Raw genomic sequence first — 18,927 nt, forward strand, 5'->3', positions numbered from 1 at the left:
GTGGGGGGGCTGGCGGGCTTCGGGGGGCGGGTGCCGGTCTCAGGAGCCATCGGCGCCGCCTCCGGCGAGGACGGCCCGGGCCAGCGCGGCATTGCGCGCGCCGTACTCGCGGTCGAGCATCTCGGCGTGGGTGCCGAAGCCCTGGAACACCGCCGTCCCGGTGGCCGAGCTGCCGTGCCACGCCCCGTGCTCGCCGGCCGCGTAGCGGGCCGCGGTGGCCTGGTCGGAGATCACGCTGACCGGCGCGCTGATCACCCCGAGGTTCGGCGTCCGGCTGCAGAACTGCAGGTAGTCCCGGGCCTGTTCGCGGGTCTCCCGGGCGACGATGTCCGAGCCGGTGTGCCGCTGCAGGTGCTCGGCGAGCTCGCGCTCGAAGGCCCGGACGTGCTCGTCGCCGAGGGTGAAGGACTCCATGATCCGGTGCGAGTCCATGATCACCACATGGGGCACCGTCCGGCCGCGCCGCTCCAGCTCCTTGGCCACCTCGAAGGCGAGGTTGCCGCCGAGCGAGTAGCCGAGCAGGGCACACGGCCCTTCGGGCTGGATGCTCCCGACCAGGTCGGCGTAGCGGTCGACCTTGTCGTCGCCGGCCACGTAGTTGAAGGCGACCAGCCGGTACTCCGGAAGGTGTGCGGCGAACTGCCGGTAGACCAGGCCGTGACCGCCGGCCGGGGGGAAGCAGAAGACGGTCTGCTGCTGCTCCTGGTTGAACCGGAGGTACGGCCGGCCGCCCTCGATCCGGCCGGTGACGATGTGCTCCACGGTCCTGGCCATCCCGTGCAGGGTGGTGACCTTGAACAGCAGGCTGACCGGGATGCTGACGCCGAACTCGGCCTGCAGGCCGTGGATCAGCTCGATCAGCCGGATCGAGCTGCCGCCGCACTCGAAGAAGTCGTGCTGCAGGCCAAGCTCCTCGATGCCGAGCAGCGCCCGCCAGTGCTCGGCCATCCGGACCTCGTAGAGGGTGACCGGCGGTTCACCGGCCCGCTCGGCGGCGTCCGTCCGGGGCGCGGGCAGCGCGGCGACGTCCACCTTGCCGTTGGCGGTGAGCGGCAGGGCGGGCAGTTCGGTGAAGTGCGCCGGGATCATGAAGGTCGGCAGGTAGCCGGCCAGGTGGCGGCGGAGCTCCCGCCGGTCCAGCGTCCGCCCGGGGGCGGGCACGCAGTAGGCGCAGAGCACGTTCTCGCCGCTGCGGTCGGGCCGGACGGTGACCACCGCCCGGTCCAGCCCGGGCCACGCGGCGAGCTGGGTCTCGATCTCGCCCGGCTCGATCCGGTGGCCGCGCACCTTGGCCTGGGAGTCGGCCCGGCCGAGCAGGTGCACCCCGCCCCCGGCGTCCCAGCGGGCCAGGTCCCCGGTGCGGTAGAGCCGGACCGGACCGGTCCCGTCGGCGCCGCCGAGCGGCAGGGTGACGAAGCGCCGGGCGGTCTGCTCCTCGTCCCCGACGTACCGCGTGGCCACCCCGGAGCCGCCGATCCACAACTCCCCCGGCACACCGGGCGGGACGGGCCGGCCGTGTGCGTCCAGCAGGTAGAGCGCGCTGTTCGGGAAGGGCCGCCCGATCGGGACCATCCGGCCGGGCTCCAGGCCGTCCACCGGGCCCTCGAAGTACGCGCTGTCGATGGTCGCCTCGGTGAGGCCGTAGGAGTTGACCAGGCGGGTCCGCGGGCCGCAGAGCGCGCGCAGCCGCCGGTACTCCGCGACCTTCCAGACGTCCGAGCCGACCACCAGCAGCCGCATGAAGTCCAGCCGCAGGCCCGACCGTTCGCAGTGGGCGGCCACCGTCCGGACCACCGCCGGGACGAACTCGCCGGTGTCCACCCGCTCGGTCCGCATCACCTCGTAGAGCCGGGCGGTGTCGAACAGCAGCTCCCGGCCGACCAGTACCAGGGTCCCGCCCGAGCAGAGCGCGCGGACGACGTCCCCGGTGAAGACGTCGAAGGAGGGGCCGGCCATCTGGAGGTGGACCCGGGCGTCGGTCTCCAGCCGGTACTCGGTGCGCCAGGCCTGGTAGGCGGAGGCGAGGTTGCGGTGGGAGACCTCGACCGCCTTGGGGCGGCCGGTGGAGCCGGAGGTGTGGATCACGTAGGCGGGGGCGTCCGGGTCGGCCGACGCGTCCCTGAACCCTCCGGCGCTGCCGCCGGCGGGGTCGCCGGTGGAGTGGCCGGCGGAGCCGACGGCGGACCCGGGCCCGGGGAGGTCCAGCCAGGCCGGGGCGACCACCCTGACGGGCAGCCCGGCGAACCGCTCCGGGTCGCCGACCAGCAGTCCGGCGCCGGCGCTCGCCACCAGGTACGCCAGCCGGTCGGCCGGGTGGCCGGGGTCGAGCGGCAGGTAGGCGGCACCGGTGCGCAGCACCGCCAGCAGGGCGGTGATCAGCTCCGGCGACTTGTCCAGGCAGAGCGCCACCACCGATCCGGGCCCCGCGCCGAGCTCCCGCAGCCGGGCGGCCGCCCGCCCGGAGCGCTCGGCCAGTTCGCCGTAGGCCATCCGGGCGGCCGGTCCGGACCCGGCCGGGGCGACGACGGCGGGCGCATCCGGGGCGGCCGCGGCGGCCCGCAGGATCAGCTCGTGCACCGGCTCCTCGTGCGCCACCCGCCGGTCGGCCCCGCTCCACCGGTGCAGCACCCGGGCCCGCTCGTCCCGGCCCAGCAGCTCCAGCCCGGTGGCCTTGCGGTCCGCGCCCGCCGTGGTCAGCCCGTCCAGCAGGTTGACGTAGTGGCGGGCGAGCCGGGCCGTCGTCTCCGGCAGGAAGAGGTCGGTGTTGTACTTGAGGACGCAGTGGAACCGCCGCTCCGCCTCGTCCTCGTAGGCGGACAGTGTGAGGTCGAACTGCCCCTCCTCTTCGGGGAGTTCGATGTACTCCAGGTGGTAGCCGTACTTCTCGGCGGCCACCTTGTGGTGGAGCAGGATGAACATCGCCTGGAAGACCGCCGAGCGGCTCGGGTCGTGCTGCAGCCCGAGCTTCTCCACCAGCAGCACGAACGGGTACTCCTGGTTGTCCAGCCCGCCCAGCACGGTGGCGCGGACCTGCGCCAGCAGCTCGGCCACGGTCGGTGCGCCCGCCAGCGAGACGTGCAGCGGCAGCGGGTTGACGAAGTAGCCGTAGACCCCGGCGAACTCCTCGTCGGTGCGGCCGGTCACCGGGCTGCCGACGATGATGTCGTCCTGGCCCGAGTACGCGTGCAGCAGCAGGTAGTAGGCGCTGAGCAGCACCATGAAGACGGTGACGTTGTGCGTGCGGGCGAGCGCGTGCACCCGGGCGCTCAGCTCCTCGTCCAGGACGAAGAACTCGGAGGCGCCGTTGTGCGTCTGCACGGCAGGGCGCGGCTTGTCGGTGGGCAGGCCGAGGACCGGCACCTCGGCGGGCAGGTGCGAACGCCAGTAGTCCAGCATCCGCGGCGCCTCACGGCCGGCCAGGAACGCGTTCTGCCGGTTGAGGAAGTCCAGGTAGCGGGCGCCGACCGGGGGCAGTCCGGGCGGCCGGCCCTGCCGCAGCCCCTCGTAGACGGCGAGCAGCTCCTCGATGAAGGTGAAGGTGGAGATCGCGTCCGAGACGATGTGGTGGACGGCCTTCATGATCACCCAGCACTCCGGCCCGCGCCGGAACAGCCGGAACCGCACCAGCCGGTCCCGCTCCAGGTCGTACGGCCGGCGGTACTCACGCACGATCAGGTCGTGGATCCCGGGCCAGTCCAGGCCCTCGACGTCGAAGACCCCGAAGTCCGGCTCGACGGCGGCGGAGATCCGCTGGACGGGCCGGCCGCCGTCGAGCACGAAGTTGGCCCGCAGGCTGGGGTGGCGCTCGACCATCGCCCGGAAGGCCGCGGCCATCAGCTCCGGCTCCAGCTCCACCCGGACCTCGACCGCGCCGCCGATGTTGTACGCGAAGCCGTCCGGGTTGAGCTGCTTGAGGAACCAGAGCGCCTTCTGGTTCTGCGTCAGCGGATGGTCCGACTCGTCCTCGTACCGGACGACCTCCGCCCCGGCGCCGCCGCCGTCCTCCTCGTCGAGCAGCTCGGCCACGCCCGTCTGCAGCTGCGCGACCAGCTCGGCCACCGGCGCGTCCGAGAGCAGCGCCACCACCGGGAGGGTGGTGCCGAGTTCGGTGGTGAGCCGGGCCCGCAGCTCCATCGCGAGCAGCGAGTCCAGGCCGAGCCCGCTCAGGCCGGCGACGGGCCCGATCTGCTCGGCCGGCACCCGCAGCACGGCGGCGGCCAGCGCGGTGAACCGCTCGGCGAGCAGGGCCGGGCGCTCCTGCTCGCCCGCCGCCCGCAGCGCCTCCAGCAGGCCGCTCTGCCGCGGCGCCGGGGCGCTCTCCCGGGCGGCGGCGGCCAGCTCGGCCACCAGCGGCGGCGGGGCCGGGTACCAGGAGAGGAAGACCGGCCAGTCGACCACGGTGGCGACCAGCAGCTGGGCACGGTCCTGGCCGAGCACCCGCTCCAGTACGGCCATCCCGGCCACGGGCGCGAGCGAGCTCATGCCGCGGCTGTTGCGGTAGTGGCCGACCAGGCCGAGCTCCTCGATCATGCCGGTGGCCCAGGGCCCCCAGTCGAGGCTGAGCGCGGGCAGGCCGAGGGCCCGGCGGTGGTGCGCCAGCGCGTCCAGGAAGGCGTTCCCGGCGGCGTAGTTGGCCTGGCCGGCGGTGGTGAGCAGCGAGGCGATCGAGGCGAACAGCACGAAGTGGTCGAGCGGTTCGCCGGCCAGCTGCCGGTGCAGGGCGAAGGCGCCCAGCACCTTCGGGCCGTGGACGGCGTCGAACACCTCGCGGTCCAGCTCGGGCACCAGGGTGTCGCGGACCTGCCCGGCCAGGTGGAAGACGCCCCGGACCGGCGGCGACTCCAGGGCCCGGTACCCGGCCAGCCAGGCGGCCAGCGCCGCCTCGTCCGTGACGTCCAGCGGCGCCGGGACGGGCTGCGCGCCGAGCGCCTCCAGCTCGCGCAGGAAGGCGGTGGCCCGGCCGGCCGGGCTCTCCGGGTCGAGATCGCGCCACTGCTCGCGCGGGGGCACCGGACTGCGGCCGACCAGGATCAGCCGGCGGGCGCCGCGGCGGACCAGGGTCCGGCAGAGCAGCCGGCCGAGCGCGCCGAACGCGCCGGTCACCAGGTAGGCGCCGTCCGGGCGCAGGCTGGGCGGCAGCGGCCCGGTCAGGCCCTCGGCCGGGCGCAGCCGGCTGGTCAGCCGGCGGCCGGACCGCAGGGCGATCTCGTCCTCGTCGGCGAGCGCGAACTCGCGCAGCAGCGCCGCCGCCTCCTCCGCGGGCGGCCCGGCCGGCCCGAGGTCGACCAGCTTGCCGGGGTGGCCGGGCAGCTCCTGGTGGCGCAGCACCCGGCCGATGCCCCAGGCCGGGGCGCCGAGCGGCTCGACCGGCTCGCCGGGGGCGGTCGCCTGGGCGGCGCGGGTGACGATGTGCAGCCGCGCCTCGGGGAGTTCGCCGGGCAGCAGGGCGGCGAGCGCGACCAGGCTGTACGCGCCCGCGCCGGTGTGCCCGGCCACGGTGGCGTGGTCGGCGTCGGCCAGCGCGGGCCGGTCGAGGTTCCAGAGGTGGACGACGGCGGCCGGGTCGGGGTCGCCGGCGGCCCGCTGCCCGGCCAGCAGCCGGCGGAGGTCCTCGGCGGATCCGGGCTCGACGGTGGCCGCGGCCCCGTCCGGTCCGGCGGGCCGGTAGCCGGTGCCGGGGTGGACCAGCCGGCAGCTGCCGCCCCGCGCGGTGATCCGGGCGGCCAGCTCCTCGGCGACGCCCCGGGCGTCGGCGAACAGCAGCCAGTGGTCGGGGTGTTCGGCCAGCAGGTCGGGGGCCCCGGACGCGTCCGGCAGTTCCCTCCAGACGGGCTCGGCGAGCCAGCCGTCGATGGTGGCGAGGCCGACGGCGGTGGCGGCCTTCTCCACGTCGGCGGCGCGGAAGCCGGTGACCCCGCCGAGCGGGCGGCCGTCCTCGTCGTGGACGGCGATGTCACCGACCAGTTCGTCCCCGCCGTCCCGGGTGACGGTGGCGTGCACCCAGAGCGGGCGCTCGCCGACCGCCTCCACCCGGACCTCGTCGATGGCCACCGGCAGCCTGATCCCCGCTCCGGCCGGGCCGTCCGCCAGCAGCTGCGGCGTCAGCAGCGTCTGGAAGAAGGTGTCCATCAGCACCGGGTGCACCTGGTGGCCGGCGCCCTGCCCGGCGACCGCCGCCGGCGGCCGGACGGCGGCCAGTGCCTCGTCGGGGCCGATCCAGACCTCGTGGATGCCCTGGAAGGCCGGGCCGTAGTCGTAGCCGAGCGCGGCCAGCGCGGTGTAGCAGTCGGGCCCGGACAGGTGCCGGGCGGCGCGGGCGCGGACGGCGCCGACGTCCAGCCGGTGGCCGGGGCGGTGCCGGCGCTGGCCCGGCCGGACGGTGCCGGTGGCGTGGACGGTGCGCTCGTCGTTCCCGGTGGTGACGGTGAAGGCGCCGTTCTCCGCGGAGAGGGTGAGCCGGACGGCCCGGCTCCCGTCGTCCGGCAGGAACAGCGCCTTGCGCAGCTCGATGCCGGCCAGCGCCGCGTCGGTGCCCCCGGTCAGCGCGCGGACCGCCTGGACGGCCATCTCCAGGTAGCCGGCGGCGGGGAAGAGCACCCGGCCCTGGATCCGGTGGTCCTCCAGGTAGGGCAGCGCCTCGGCGTCCGGCCGGGCCTCCCAGGCCGGTTCGGCACCCACCAGGCGGCGGCCGAGCAGCGGGTGGTCCTGCCGGCCCTGCCGGACCTGCTCGACCGGGCGGGGCTCGACCCAGTGCCGGTCCCGCCGGAACGGGTAGCGCGGCAGCGGGACCGGCCGCCCGGCGGGCTGCAGCACCGACCAGTCGACCTCGACGCCCAGGTTGTGCAGCGCGGCCAGCGAGGAGGTGAAGGTGACCTGCTCGTCCTCCAGCCGCCGGATCGACGGCAGGGTGCACACTTCGGGGCGGTCGGCGGCGGGGCGGGCGGCGTCACCGGGGCGGGCGGCGGCGGCCGGGCGGGCGGCTGCACCCGAACGGGCGGAGCGGGCCTCCACCGTCTCCTGGATCGCCCGGCCCAGCACCGGGTGCGGCCCGAGCTCCAGGAAGAGGCTGAACCCGTCGTCCGCGAGCCGCTCGACCGCCTGCTGGAACCGGACGCCGTCGCGGACGTTGCGCCACCAGTAGGCGGCGTCCAGCTCGGTCCCGTACGCCGTGCCCTCCTGCCCGGTGAGGTAGAGCGGCACCTGCGCCGGCCGCGCCTTGAGGTCGGCCAGCGACTCCAGCAGCTCGTCCTTGATCAGCTCCATCCGGGCACTGTGGTAGGGCACTTCGACGGCCAGCGGACGGGCGAAGACCTGCTCGGCGGTGAGCGCGGCGGCCAGCTCCGCCAGCGCCGTCCCGTCCCCGGCCAGGGTGAGCGAGGCCGGGCTGTTGACCGCGGCCACCGAGACCGCGTCGCCGTACCGGCGGATCCGGCGGACCGCCTCGGCCTCGGAGAGCGCGACGGCCAGCATGCCCCCCGTCCCGGCCAGCCTCTGCTGCAGCCGGCTGCGGTGCACCACCACCTTGACCGCGTCGGCCAGGTCGTAGACGCCGGCCTCGTGGAAGGCGGCGACCTCCCCCGTGCTGTGGCCGACGACCGCGTCCGGACGGACACCGCGGCTGCGCCAGAGCGCGGCCAGGCCGCTCTGGACGGCGAAGTTGGCCGGCTGGGCGAGCCACGTCCCGCCCATCCGGGAGTCCGCCTCGTCGGCGGCCAGCTCGTCGAGCAGGGACCAGCCGGTGAGCTCGGCGAGGTGTGCGGCGCAGGCCTCGACGGCCTCCCGGTAGACCGGCTCGGTCGCGAACAGCTGCCGGCCCATCGCCCACCACTGCGGGCCCATGCCGGTGAACACCCAGGCCAGCCGGCGGTGCCGGGCCTCGCGGCGCCGGCCGGTCAGCACCCGGGGGTGCGGCTCGCCGCGCAGGTAGGCGGTGAGCGCCTCGTCCAGCGACTCCCGGGAGTCGTGCACCACGGAGAGCCGAGCCTCCAGGTGCTGCCGGCGGTGGGCCAGGGTGTGGCCGAGGTCGGCAAGCCGGACCGGGGCGCCGCCGCGGACCCCGGCCAGCTCGCCCCGGATACCGGCCGCCAGCTCGGGCAGCGCCGCGGCGTCCCGGGCGGTGAGCGGCAGCACGGTCCAGCGGGGCGGCTCTCCGGCCCCGGAGCGTGCCGGCGCGGGCTCCGGCTGCCCGGCGGGCTCCGGCGCGGGGGCGGCCTCCAGCAGGACGTGCGCGTTGGTGCCGCCGAAGCCGAAGGAGTTCACGCCGGCCCGGGCCGGTCCGTCGTGCGCGGGCCAGGGGGTGGGCTCGGTCGGGATCCGGTACGGCAGGGTGGCCGGGTCGATCGCCGGGTTGAGCCGCTCCAGGTTGATGTGCGGCGGGATCAGCCGGTGTTCGAGCGCCAGCGCGGACTTGATCAGCCCGGCCAGCCCCGAAGCCGACTCGGTGTGCCCGATGTTGGTCTTGACCGAGCCGACGTAGCACTCGTCGCCGGGACGGCGGCCGACCGCCAGCGCCCGGGCCAGCGCGTTGGCCTCGACCGGGTCGCCGACCGGGGTGGAGGTGCCGTGCGCCTCGACGTACTGGAGACTGCCCGGCGCGATCCCGGCCTCGGCGCAGACCCGCTCGATCAGGGCGACCTGGGCGTCCGGGTTGGGCACGGTGATGCCGTTGGTGCGGCCGTCCTGGTTGACCCCGCTGCCGATGATCACGGCGTGGACCGGGTCACCGTCGCGCACGGCGTCGGAGAGCCGCTTGAGCGCGACCACGGCGACGCCCTCGGCGCGCACGTAGCCGTCCGCCGCGGCGTCGAAGGTGCGTGACCGGCCCTCCGGGGAGAGGAACCCGCCCTTGGTCTCGGCGATCGTGTACTGCGGCGCGATGTGCAGCAGGGTGCCGCCGGCCAGGGCGAGGTCGGTCTCGCCGCGGAGCAGGCTCTGGACGGCGAGGTGGACGGCGACCAGGGAGGAGCTGCACGCGGTGTCGAGCGAGACGCTGGGGCCGCGGAAGTCGAAGCAGTGCGAGATGCGGTTCGACACCATCGTCATCATCGTGCCGGTGGCGGTGTGCGCCGCCAGGCCCTCGAAGGAGAGGTCCGAGAACTGCACGATCTTGTAGTCCAGGGTGAACGCGCCCACGTAGACGCCGACGTCACGCCCCGCCAGTTCGGCCGGCTTCTGCCCGCCGTCCTCCAGCGCCTCCCAGGCCACCTCCAGCAGCTTCCGCTGCTGCGGGTCCATGTGGTCGGCCTCGCGGCCGCTGATCCCGAAGAACGCCGGGTCGAACTCGTCGAAGCCGTCGATGTAGCCGCCCCGGCCGCCGACCAGCCGGCCGGGCTTGGCCCTGTCCCGGCTGCCCAGGGTGGCCACGTCGTACCGGCTGCGCGGGGTCGGGGTGATGCAGTCCCTCCCCTCGATCAGGTTCTGCCAGAACGACCGGTGGTCGTTGGCGCCGCCCGGCAGCCGGCAGCCGATGCCGATGATGGCGATCCGCTCGGGGCGGGCGGAGGGGACAAGAGGGGCGGAGGACGGGGGATGAGGGGAATCGGGTGCTGCGGCGAGGCTTGAATCCGTCATGGTCGGGTCCTTGTGTCGCTGCGTTTCGCGCACGCGGCGGGTACGGGGGAGGGCCGCGCAGGCAGGGGACGGCGGCCGTGGACCGGTTCCCCCGGGCGTGCCGGAGGTCGGGCCGGCCGGGAGGGACAGGCGGGCCGGAAGGGGAGTCGAGCGGGACGGCGGGGTCGGGCGGGACGGCGGGGTCAGGCGGGAGCGTCGTCGGCCCGGGCAGGCCGTCGCCAGGGTTGGAGGTGACTGGCGATCACCTCGTGCGTCCGGGGGAACTCGGACGGGTGCTGCAGCCCCACCGCGACCGGTCGGCGGCCCGGCCGCCAGGTGAAACTGCCGAAGACGTGGTCCCAGACGGAGAGGTCCGAGCCGTAGTGCCCGGCCTCCGCCAGGTCGACGCTGTGATGCAGCCGGTGCTGCTCCGGGCCGGCGAAGACGTGGTTGAGCGGTCCGATCCGGACGTCGATGTTGGCGTGCACGAAGTAGCCCTGGGCGACCACGAACAGGCCGACCACGAAGACCGACTCCGCCGAGAACCCGGCCAGTGCCAGCGCGAGTTGGACCGCCCCCTGGGTGACCAGCACGTCGAGGACGTGGTTCACCCCGTTGTTGGCGACGTTGACCTTCCCCGGCACGTGGTGCACCCCGTGCAGCCGCCACAACCAGGGATTGCGGTGGCTCCACCGGTGCATCAGGTAGTTGGCCAGCGAGCCGAGCAGCAGCGCCGCCGGGACCTCCGCCCAGAGCGGCAGGGCCGGGTGCGACGGCGCCACCCGCCCGACCGCGGCCGTCACCGGCAGCTGTGCCAGCCCTCCGCCGATCATGGTGAGCACGAAGTAGACGCCGTACCAGCCCCACTCGGCCGGCCTCGGCTGCCATTCCGGTTCGTACGGGATCAACCGCTCCAGGACCGCCAGGAAGCCGATCACGCCGACCAGGAAGAACTGGCTCGTCCGGCCGAGGTCCCAGCGCCAGCGCAGCGCGGCGACCGCTATCGACACGACCGCCAACAGCAGCGTCGGGTATGCGACATGACACAGCGCAGTGCGCAATTGCCCCCTCACGGCCACCCCCTCAGCGGTCCAGCACCGAACGATCACCGAAAGCAATCGTTCCGATACTAACGGTGGCCGGAAGGTGATGCGAGGCATTTTCGGGAGGAATCGCAAGCACCAAAGCTTGTCGGATAATAAATAGGGCCATCACCGGCCACTATGGCGAAGAATTCGCGTACATATCTTTATTTTCTGATCAGCAGACCCGCGCGCTTGACGCTGCGGATCACCGGCGCCGTCTCCAACGAGACGATCCCTTCCAAGGCCCCCAGCCGGTCCGTCAGATAGCCGTAGAACGCCTCGACGTCCCGGCAGACCAGGCCGGCCACCAGGTTCGCCGGCCCGGTGGTCGCGGCGGCGAAGCCCACCTCGGGGTGGTCCGCCAGCTCCTGGGCGACGGCCGTCAGCCGGCCCGGCGCCACGGTCAGCCAGCAGAACGCCTCGATCTCGAAGCCGAGCTGCCGGGTGTCCACGTCCACGTCGAAGAAGAGCAGTCCGGACCGGGTCAGCGCGGCCAGCCGACGTCGCACCGTCGCCTCCGGACCGCCGGTCCGGGCCGACAGTTCGGCCAGCGGCGTCCGCCCGTCGACCGCGAGCGCCGCCAGCAACGCGCGGTCCAGCTCGTCCGGCACCACCGGCACCACCGCGCCCCCGGACTCCCCCGCCCCGCCGTCCCCCGCCCCGCCGTCCCCCGCCCCGCCGTCGCGCAGTCCTGCCGCCCGCAGCCGGGCCACCTGATCCGCGCTCAGCGCCGAGGTGCGCCCGCTCCACGCCGCCCGCCCGCCGACGAAGGTCCGCAACAGGTAGTGCGCACTGACCGAGAGCACCCGCGGCGTCCTCGGCAGCTTGCCCAGCAGCAGCTCCTCCCGGTCCGGCCGGGCCGGCGACCGGGTGTTGCAGACGATCTCGGCGCCGCCCGACAGCAGGCTCACCCAGGAGGTCTCCGGACGGCGGGCCAGCGCCTCCGCGATCGCCGCCGCCGCGTCCGGCACGCAGCGGACGCGGGTCAGCCAGTCGACCTCGCCGAGCATCCGCGCCCTGGTCCGCCCCACCACCCGCACCAGCCCCTCGGCGCGCAGGCGGTGGTAGCGGCGGGCCACGGTCTGGTCGGACACCCCGAGCACCTCGGCGATCCGCCGGAACGGCGCCCGGCCGTCCACGTGCAGGGCGTGCAACAGCGCGCGGTCCAGCGCGTCCAGCGTCACGGTTTCCACCGGCAGGACGGTACCCGGTGTCGAGATCCGTCGGATCGGGGCCGCTACCCGGCGCGCCCACCCGCCCCGGGCCGAAGGTGGCCGGGCCGGAACGCCCGGGCCGGAACGCCGGAACGCCGGCCCCGGCCGGCACGACGAGCAGTCTCAAGAGCAGCGAGGAGTACGGGGATGCGGAAGTGGTGGCCGCTGGTGGCGGTCAGCCTGGGGGTGTTCATGCTGCTGACCGACGTCAGCATCGTGATCGTGGCACTGCCGGACATCGGCACCGGGCTCGGCATGGACTTCACCGGGCTGCAGTGGGTCCTGGACGGCTACGCGCTCGCGCTGGCCGCCCTGATGCTGGGCCTCGGCGCCCTGGCCGACCGGCACGGACGCCGCCGCGTCTACACCGCCGGGCTGGCCGTCTTCGCCCTGGCCTCGCTGGCCTGCGGACTGGCCCCGAACGGCCCGGTCCTGGTCGCCGCCCGGGTGGTCCAGGCGGCGGGCGGTGCCGCCATGTTCGCCACCGCCATGGCCCTGCTCAACCTCGCCTACCAGGGCCGCGACCGGGCCGTGGCGTTCGGCGTCTGGGGCGCGGTCAGCGGCGCCGCGGCCGCCACCGGCCCGGTGGCCGGGGGCCTGCTGACGGAGTACCTGGGCTGGCGGTCGGTCTTCCTGGTCAACCTGCCCGTCAGCGTCGCCGCCGTGGCGCTCGCCCTGCGCACCCTGCCCGAGTCTCGCGACCCCGCCGCCCGCCGGACCGACCTGCCCGGCGCCGCCGCGTTCACCGTCGCGACCGGCGCCCTCGTCCTGGTCCTGGTCCGCGGCGGCGCCGACGGCTGGACGTCGACGCCGGTCCTCGCCCTGGCCGCGCTCGCCGGCGCCGCCCTCGTCGCGTTCCTGCTGGTCGAGGCGCGCAGTCCGCACCCGCTGCTGGACCTCGCGCTGTTCCGCCGGCCGTCCTTCACCGGCGTACTGGTCTGCGGCCTGGTCTACTCCGCCGCCGCCTTCTCCTACCTCCCCTACACCTCGCTCTGGCTGCAGGCGGTGCTCGGCCAGGGCCCGCTCGCCGCCGGACTCACCCTGCTGCCGATGAGCGCCGTCGCCTTCGTGGTCTCCGCCGCGGCCGGCCGCCGGCTCGCCACCCTGCCGGCCGCCCTCCCGCTCGCCGGAGGCCTCGCCGTCATCGGCGCCGGCGGCCTCCTCCAGGCCACCCTGGACGGCTCGTCCGGCTGGCCCGCCCTGCTGCCCGGCCTCGCCCTGACCGGTCTCGGCGTCGGCGTAGTCAGCCCGATCCTGGCCTCGACCGCGATGGCCTCCGTCCCGCGGGAGCGCGGCGGCATGGCGGGCGGCGCCCTCAACACCTTCCGCCAGCTGGGCCAGGCGCTCGGCATCGCGGTCTTCGGCCTCGTCCTGCACGACGGCCTGCGCACCTCCCTGGCCGGCCACCCCGCCGTCCCCGACCCGGCCGCCGCCGCCCGCACCCTGAGCACCGGCCAGCTCCCGGCCGGGACCCCGGAGGCCCTGGTCCGCCCGGCCTTCGCCACCGCCCTCGACCACACCCTGCTGGCCGCCTCCCTCACCGCCCTGGCCGGCGCAGCCCTGGTGGCCGTCCTCCTCCGCCCGCGCCGCACCCCCGGCACGGCCACCGGAAACCCGGGCCCCACCCCGGCCGACCGCCTCCCCGCCCGCACCGGATGACCCGTCACCTCCCCGGCCGGCCCCACCCCCGGGCCGGCCCCGGAAACGCCGAAAGGCCCGGTCGGACTCATCCGACCGGGCCTTTCGCACCGGAGCCGCCTGCGGGATTCGAACCCGCGACCTACGCATTACGAGCCCGAGAGTGATCATGATGGCTGCTGCCAGCATCGATCACTTGGTGATGAATCCGCAGGTCAGGGCGTTGCAACGTGATCCAAGATCCCGTCCGAACCGGCACGTGCCGCCCGGTCCGCTCACGCATCGCTCACGCAATTGGGGTTGTCCTGCTGGAGGCTCTCGCCGGTCTACAGGATCGATGCCGACAGGGCTGGAGGTCTGTCGCAGACATGGCGAGGACGCCTCCACGTCGGCGACAACCAGTGACCGTTTACCAGCGTCCGGCCACCCGCGCGCAACGACAGACGAGATGTCAGACCCATCGCGCAGAATGGCGCCAGGCGGGAGGTCCCGCCACGCTTCTGACGAAAGAGAGATACGGCGTGGGCGTCCAGGACATCCAGCAGGCGGTCGAGGGCTTCTGGTCAGTGCGGGACCGCCAGAGGTCAACCCAGGGAAACAAGCACATGCAGCCCCTCGAAGCCCTGGTGAAGCGCCTCTTCATCGACTGTGGGATCCCCGAAGAGTGCATCAAGACCGGACAGCCCTACCTGCCCGGCTACTACCGCGCCCGCAAGCAGTGGGACCTGGTCGTGAAGTACAAGGATGTGCTGGTCGCCGCGTTCGAGTTCAAGTCTCAGGTCGGTAGCGTCTCGAAGAACTTCAACAACCGCTTCGAGGAGGCGCTGGGAAGTGCCACCGACATCGAGGCCGCCCAGCGGAAGTACGAGCAGAGCCCGTTCGGACAGGTACCACCGTGGCTCGGTTACGTTTTCGTCCTGCAGGAGACTGCCGAGACGGAGCAGGAAGGGAGGGACACCCGGGCGATGTTCCCGACCGATCCCGCCTTCGAGGGGCTTTCCTACAACCAGCGGTACCAGGAGATGATCCAGCGCTTCATCGGAGAGCGCGTCTACGATGCAGGCTGGTTCATCACGACGAAGCGTGTCGACGGGGACGTCAGCTACCTGGAGCCCCTGGCAACTGCAACGGCGAGTGTCCTTCAGGCAGCCATCGAGGGGCGCGTCAAGGTAGTGAAGGCGATGCTGAAGGAGTAGAACCGGCACGGCCTGGTGAGCACCCAGACGATGGTTGTCTGCGGGTGCTCACCGCGCCGGAGTGCATCCAACCAGCGTCCCTCAGCGGTCAGGCGCCAGCGGCTGGCTTCAGCTGAGATCACCAAAGAGCGGGGCCAACGGCCAACTCGCCTTGGGCAGCCCCAGCTCCTGCAGGTAGGTGATCCGAGCGTTTATGGCAGCCGAGAAGTGCCGCCAGTCGAGGCTGTCGACCGGCTCAGTCGGCTTGGGGTCGCTTGCCGACGAGGTGACGTAGCAGACAGCGTCGTACAGCTGCTCAGCCATGAGCCGCTGACAGAAGATCCCGAAGCGCTCCTGGTAGGACTTGCCGTGCCAGATGCCCTCGACAGGGAGAGCCCCGTCGGCCGGCTTGACCGGCCGACGCGATCCTTCCTCGTCCTGCATGATGAAGAAGTAGCCGAGCCAGGGCTTCTCGCCGGGGTAGAGGTCGGCCAGCGCTGCCCTCCGGAGATCGACGGCACTTCCGAGGGCCTCCTCCACCCGGTTGTTGTAGTTGTTGCCGAACGACGGACCACCGAGCGCCTTCATCTCGAAGGCTGCCACCAGCGTCTTCTCGTACGTGACGACAACGTCCCACTGCTTCTGGGGCCTGTAGTAACCCGGAAGCTCCAGACGCTGGGACTTGGTGATCCGGATGCTCTCAGGCGGATAGCCGGCTTCGAGGAAGAACTTCGCCAGGAGGGCCGCGATCGAATCGAAGTGCTTACCGCCTCTGACGGAACCCGCGGTGCCAGCGCCAACTGCGGCCTTGATCGTCGACTGTTCGTTCTGGGCCCGTTTGACACCCCAGTACGCCGCGATGGCGTCCTCGAAGTCCTGGCGGCTGACCGTCAAGTTCGGTTCCTCCTAATCGGGAAGCTCGGCAAGCCCGTAGACGCGCAACGCGGCCTCGGTAGCTGCCTTCACGTCCCGCTTGTCGAAGGCGGCTGCCAGGGCAGCCTGGTCCTCCTCGGCGATGGTTGCCGGGTCTGGCACGCGGATCTTGCGGAGGTACTGCGCCTGGAAGCGGAGCGTCCCCCCACGCATCTTGACCGCGTATGCCTCCACGAACGCCTCGGCCACCTTGGAGAGGAGCAGGCCACCGAGCACGCGCATGTCCCAGCCGTCCGAGACGATGAAGTACAGGTTGTGGTGAGGGTACAACTTCCCTTCGTCGAGCACCGGATGGATCGTCAGTTTCATGTCGGGGATGAGGAGCTTGGGCCGACTCGTCAGTCTGTGGTCGACCTTGTCGATGGTCTTGTACCAGCGGTCCGGCTGCTTGACTGCCACGTACCTCTTGCGCAGGGCACCGCTGTGCTGGCGGAAGTAGGCGGCGAGTTTCGGATAGGCCGCGAGGTCGACGAGTTCGCCTTGGGGGCTCCACGGATTGACCAGGCGGGAGCCACTCCAATCGATGGAGCCGCTAGTGGTGTCTCGGACCATGGCCAAAGGCAGGAGGCGGTCCGTCTCTACCAGCTCGGGATCATCGGTGATGAAGACCTTGTCCGCACCGGTGGCGATGCCGATGCCGACGCGGGTGCCCGTGGTCATGTCCTCCAGCAGGCGGAACCGGTCGCTGAGGTCTTCGAGGACAGCGAGCCTGGCCGGTGAGGCCGCCGGCCAGGAGTCTTCGCCGGGGAACCAGTGCGGTAGAGGGGCAGCCTGGAACGCGGCGGTGGCGATCGGCGTCCGGTCCTTGGCCTCGTACCAGGCGAGGAAGTCGCGGGCCTCTGGCTCCCCGAACGCGCGGGTCGTGTCAGCGGCAACCGCGCCGCCCTGTGCCTTGCGGGAAATGATCGTGATGGCGGGGTAAGCCGAGACCTGCTCCTGGAATGCGTCCACGTCGTGCATTACCAGCGCCAGGTCCATGCTGAACTGTCTCGTCACCAGCTGGCGGAGCTTACGGCCGTACTGGTTCCTCATCCAGCGGTCTGCGCAGATGAAGCCGAGCCGGCCCCCCGGCTGCAGGCTCCGAAGCGCCACCTCGTAGAAGCCGATGTAGATGTCGGCGCGGCCACCCATCGTGGAGCAGGCGCTGCGGTAGGCGTCCATCCGGTCGTCGGGGACATCCTCCAGCCTGATGTAGGGGGGATTCCCCACGATGAAATCCGCGCGGTGCTCGGCGTCGGCCTGGAGAAGGTAGTCGCCCTGCTTCACCCAGTTCGAAGCTACCTTTCGAGCGTCACCCCGCTCCCAGCCGTCATCCTGAAGCTGCTGCTCGACGAGTCCTCGGCTCTCGGCCACATTCCGCCCGAGCAGGTCGAAGGCCTGGACAGCGTTCAACCCATCGGTGATCGGACGACCGTGGGCTCGACACGAGGCACTGATCCGAGAAGCGATCACGCCGAGGAACGCTCCCGCACCACAAGCAGGCTCGACGACCTTCAGCTGGGCGAGGTCCTTGTCCGACGTGTAGCCGAGCAGATCGAGGATGAGCTCGACCACCCAGCGCCGGGTGAAGACCTCGCCATGCTCGACTGCTTCTGCGGGAACGTCGGACAAAGCCTGCTTGTCGATGTCGAAGAGCGTGTGAGTTGCCACGGCTCGACCATACAGCGGGTACCTCAGCAACCGTCCCAACCTCGACCAGGCGCGATGACATTGAGCATCAACCGGTAACTCTCTGCATCTGTGGTTGAGGTCGCGCGGCGGTCACCTCAACACCTAGAGATTCAGAGGGTCGCTCTGCGCGAGATCGTTGGTGATGTCGGGACCACCCGCCACCCACGGCCAGACTGGATTGCCATGCCTCCGGAAAAACAGGAAGGACCGGTCGGCGAGGAACAGCTTTCGGCTGGGCTTGTTATAGGTGAGCACGAGTGGCTGCACGCCGATCTTCACCTGAAGGCTGTCGATACGGTCGAGGGCCTGGGTCAGGTCAGAGGCCCGGATACCGGCCCCACCGGGATGAGACGCGATCCGCTGAAGCAGGGCTGCAGAGTCGATGCCATCGAGCAGCTCCTGATCGTTGGCATCGGTGACAGCTTCAAGCAGGTGTCTGTAGACCTCCAGCCCCTGCGGCAGTCGGCGCATACCTCGGACGAAGTTGTCAGCGAACGTCTCGAATCGTCCTTGCATCTGATCGGCAACGGCTTGACGAGCCACGTTGAGCGAGGCGCCAACGTCGAGAACGCGCCGCGCCCCTCCGAGCCCCGGGGAGGAGTAGACCTGCTCCGCAGTGCAGACCTGCTCGGCCAGTCGTTGGAGCAAGCCCACGTTGCCCGACGCTTCCCTGACCAACTCTGCGATCAAGGCCGGCTTGAATGTGATCTTGAGTGCGTCAGCGCCCTGCACTAGGACCTGGGTCAGCTCTGCATCGCTCCAGGTCAAGTGGATGTCGTCAACGCGCCCCTCAAGGTCGCCGTTGTAGTACGAGAGTAGGTGCGTCTTCGGCCATACCCCCACAATCACAACGAACAGCCCGTACTCACCCATTGCTTTGAGCATGAATGCGAGTTCACGCTGCACTGTCTCGTCGATGTAATGGAAGTCTTCCAGCACGAGCCGATGGTCGGACGCTGCGATCGTCGCCGCGACCCAGGCAAGATCGGCTGCGGTCTGGCCGACTGGCTGGAGCTCGGTTCCTTGCTGGGTCTTGGCCTTGGCGCCCAACTTACCGGTCAGCTTGAGCTTGGCGAGGATCTTGGCCCCCAGTTCGCCGGAGCCTGAGAAGTCGAGACTGCCCTCAAGGTCACGCGTTGTGGTCATCTTGAGCACCGCCTGCACGCCAATCCGCCCGAGCGCCTCCTGAAGGAGCGAGCTTGCCGTGGCGCCTGGCGTGCACTGGACGACAACGGTGGCCTCGCCGTCGAGGCCCTTGGTCCTGAGCCAGGTCTTTCCTTGCTTGCTGCCACCGTGGACCGCGATGTGCCGGTCAGCCGCGAGGGCCTGCCTGAAGCGGGCGTCAAGCCCTCCCCTGTCCACGTACGACTTCGAGCTGGAGTTGGCGCTAATCCCAAACACATCAGTCAAGTTGACCATTGAGCCATCATATGGGGTGTCTGCTCGCGAGCGCTCGATCGATCGCCACCGGCTCCCCACCTGACGAAGCGGCAGCCTGCCCCTCCGGCTCGTGTGACTGGTGGCGAATCACTCGCTCGCGCTGCTGACGGAGCAGCCGACGCATCTGAGTGGCTGTTGTCGTTCCGATCTTGAGGGGTGCCGGTCGAACGGGAGTCTCGATCGGGTGAGTCCGGCGGACGCCGTGCATGAAAGCAGGGCCTC

At 72.0% G+C, this 18,927-nt stretch carries 8 protein-coding genes; 2 read left to right on the top strand and 6 right to left on the bottom strand.

What is annotated here, in order from left to right:
• Positions 1-39: 39 nt before the first annotated feature.
• From ABZ885_RS02475 to ABZ885_RS02485, 3 genes are all read right to left on the bottom strand, one after another.
• Positions 40-9,570 carry an amino acid adenylation domain-containing protein gene (locus ABZ885_RS02475; RefSeq protein ID WP_360182450.1) on the bottom strand — a complete coding sequence of 3,177 codons (9,531 nt, stop codon included), beginning with the start codon at positions 9,568-9,570 and terminating at the stop codon, positions 40-42.
• A 182-nt stretch (positions 9,571-9,752) separates the two neighbouring features.
• Positions 9,753-10,628: a sterol desaturase family protein gene (locus ABZ885_RS02480; RefSeq protein ID WP_360182453.1), complete on the bottom strand. Its 876-nt coding sequence runs from the start codon at positions 10,626-10,628 to the stop codon at positions 9,753-9,755.
• A 170-nt stretch (positions 10,629-10,798) separates the two neighbouring features.
• Positions 10,799-11,827, bottom strand: coding sequence for an Lrp/AsnC family transcriptional regulator (locus ABZ885_RS02485; RefSeq protein WP_360182456.1), 1,029 nt, complete (start codon positions 11,825-11,827; stop codon positions 10,799-10,801).
• A 168-nt stretch (positions 11,828-11,995) separates the two neighbouring features.
• Between ABZ885_RS02485 and ABZ885_RS02490 the strand changes: the two genes are divergently transcribed.
• Positions 11,996-13,507: an MFS transporter gene (locus ABZ885_RS02490; RefSeq protein WP_360182459.1), complete on the top strand. Its 1,512-nt coding sequence runs from the start codon at positions 11,996-11,998 to the stop codon at positions 13,505-13,507.
• Between the two features lie 500 nt (positions 13,508-14,007).
• Complete coding sequence (locus tag ABZ885_RS02495; RefSeq protein WP_360182462.1) at positions 14,008-14,682, top strand: PaeR7I family type II restriction endonuclease; 675 nt, start codon at positions 14,008-14,010, stop codon at positions 14,680-14,682.
• Positions 14,683-14,790: 108 nt separating this feature from the next.
• Here the strand turns inward: ABZ885_RS02495 and ABZ885_RS02500 are convergent, their stop codons facing one another.
• From ABZ885_RS02500 to ABZ885_RS02510, 3 genes are all read right to left on the bottom strand, one after another.
• Positions 14,791-15,555, bottom strand: a complete 765-nt coding sequence (locus tag ABZ885_RS02500) for a PaeR7I family type II restriction endonuclease (protein ID WP_360182465.1) — start codon at positions 15,553-15,555, stop codon at positions 14,791-14,793.
• Positions 15,556-15,567: 12 nt separating this feature from the next.
• Positions 15,568-17,244 (bottom strand): Eco57I restriction-modification methylase domain-containing protein, encoded by a 1,677-nt coding sequence (locus ABZ885_RS02505; protein ID WP_360182468.1) that lies wholly within the window; start codon positions 17,242-17,244, stop codon positions 15,568-15,570.
• A 123-nt stretch (positions 17,245-17,367) separates the two neighbouring features.
• Positions 17,368-18,684, bottom strand: coding sequence for a hypothetical protein (locus ABZ885_RS02510; protein WP_360182471.1), 1,317 nt, complete (start codon positions 18,682-18,684; stop codon positions 17,368-17,370).
• Positions 18,685-18,927 lie beyond the last annotated feature (243 nt).

This window comes from Kitasatospora sp. NPDC047058 (assembly GCF_040643935.1).
Classification (GTDB): Bacteria; Actinomycetota; Actinomycetes; order Streptomycetales; family Streptomycetaceae; genus Kitasatospora.

Bases quoted from the DNA above. Each gene is read 5' to 3' on its own strand.
- ABZ885_RS02475 (WP_360182450.1), bottom strand. From the start codon at position 9,570: ATGACGGATTCAAGCCTCGCCGCAGCACCCGATTCCCCTCATCCCCCG.
- ABZ885_RS02490 (WP_360182459.1), top strand. From the start codon at position 11,996: ATGCGGAAGTGGTGGCCGCTGGTGGCGGTCAGCCTGGGGGTGTTCATG.
- ABZ885_RS02510 (WP_360182471.1), bottom strand. From the start codon at position 18,684: ATGGTCAACTTGACTGATGTGTTTGGGATTAGCGCCAACTCCAGCTCG.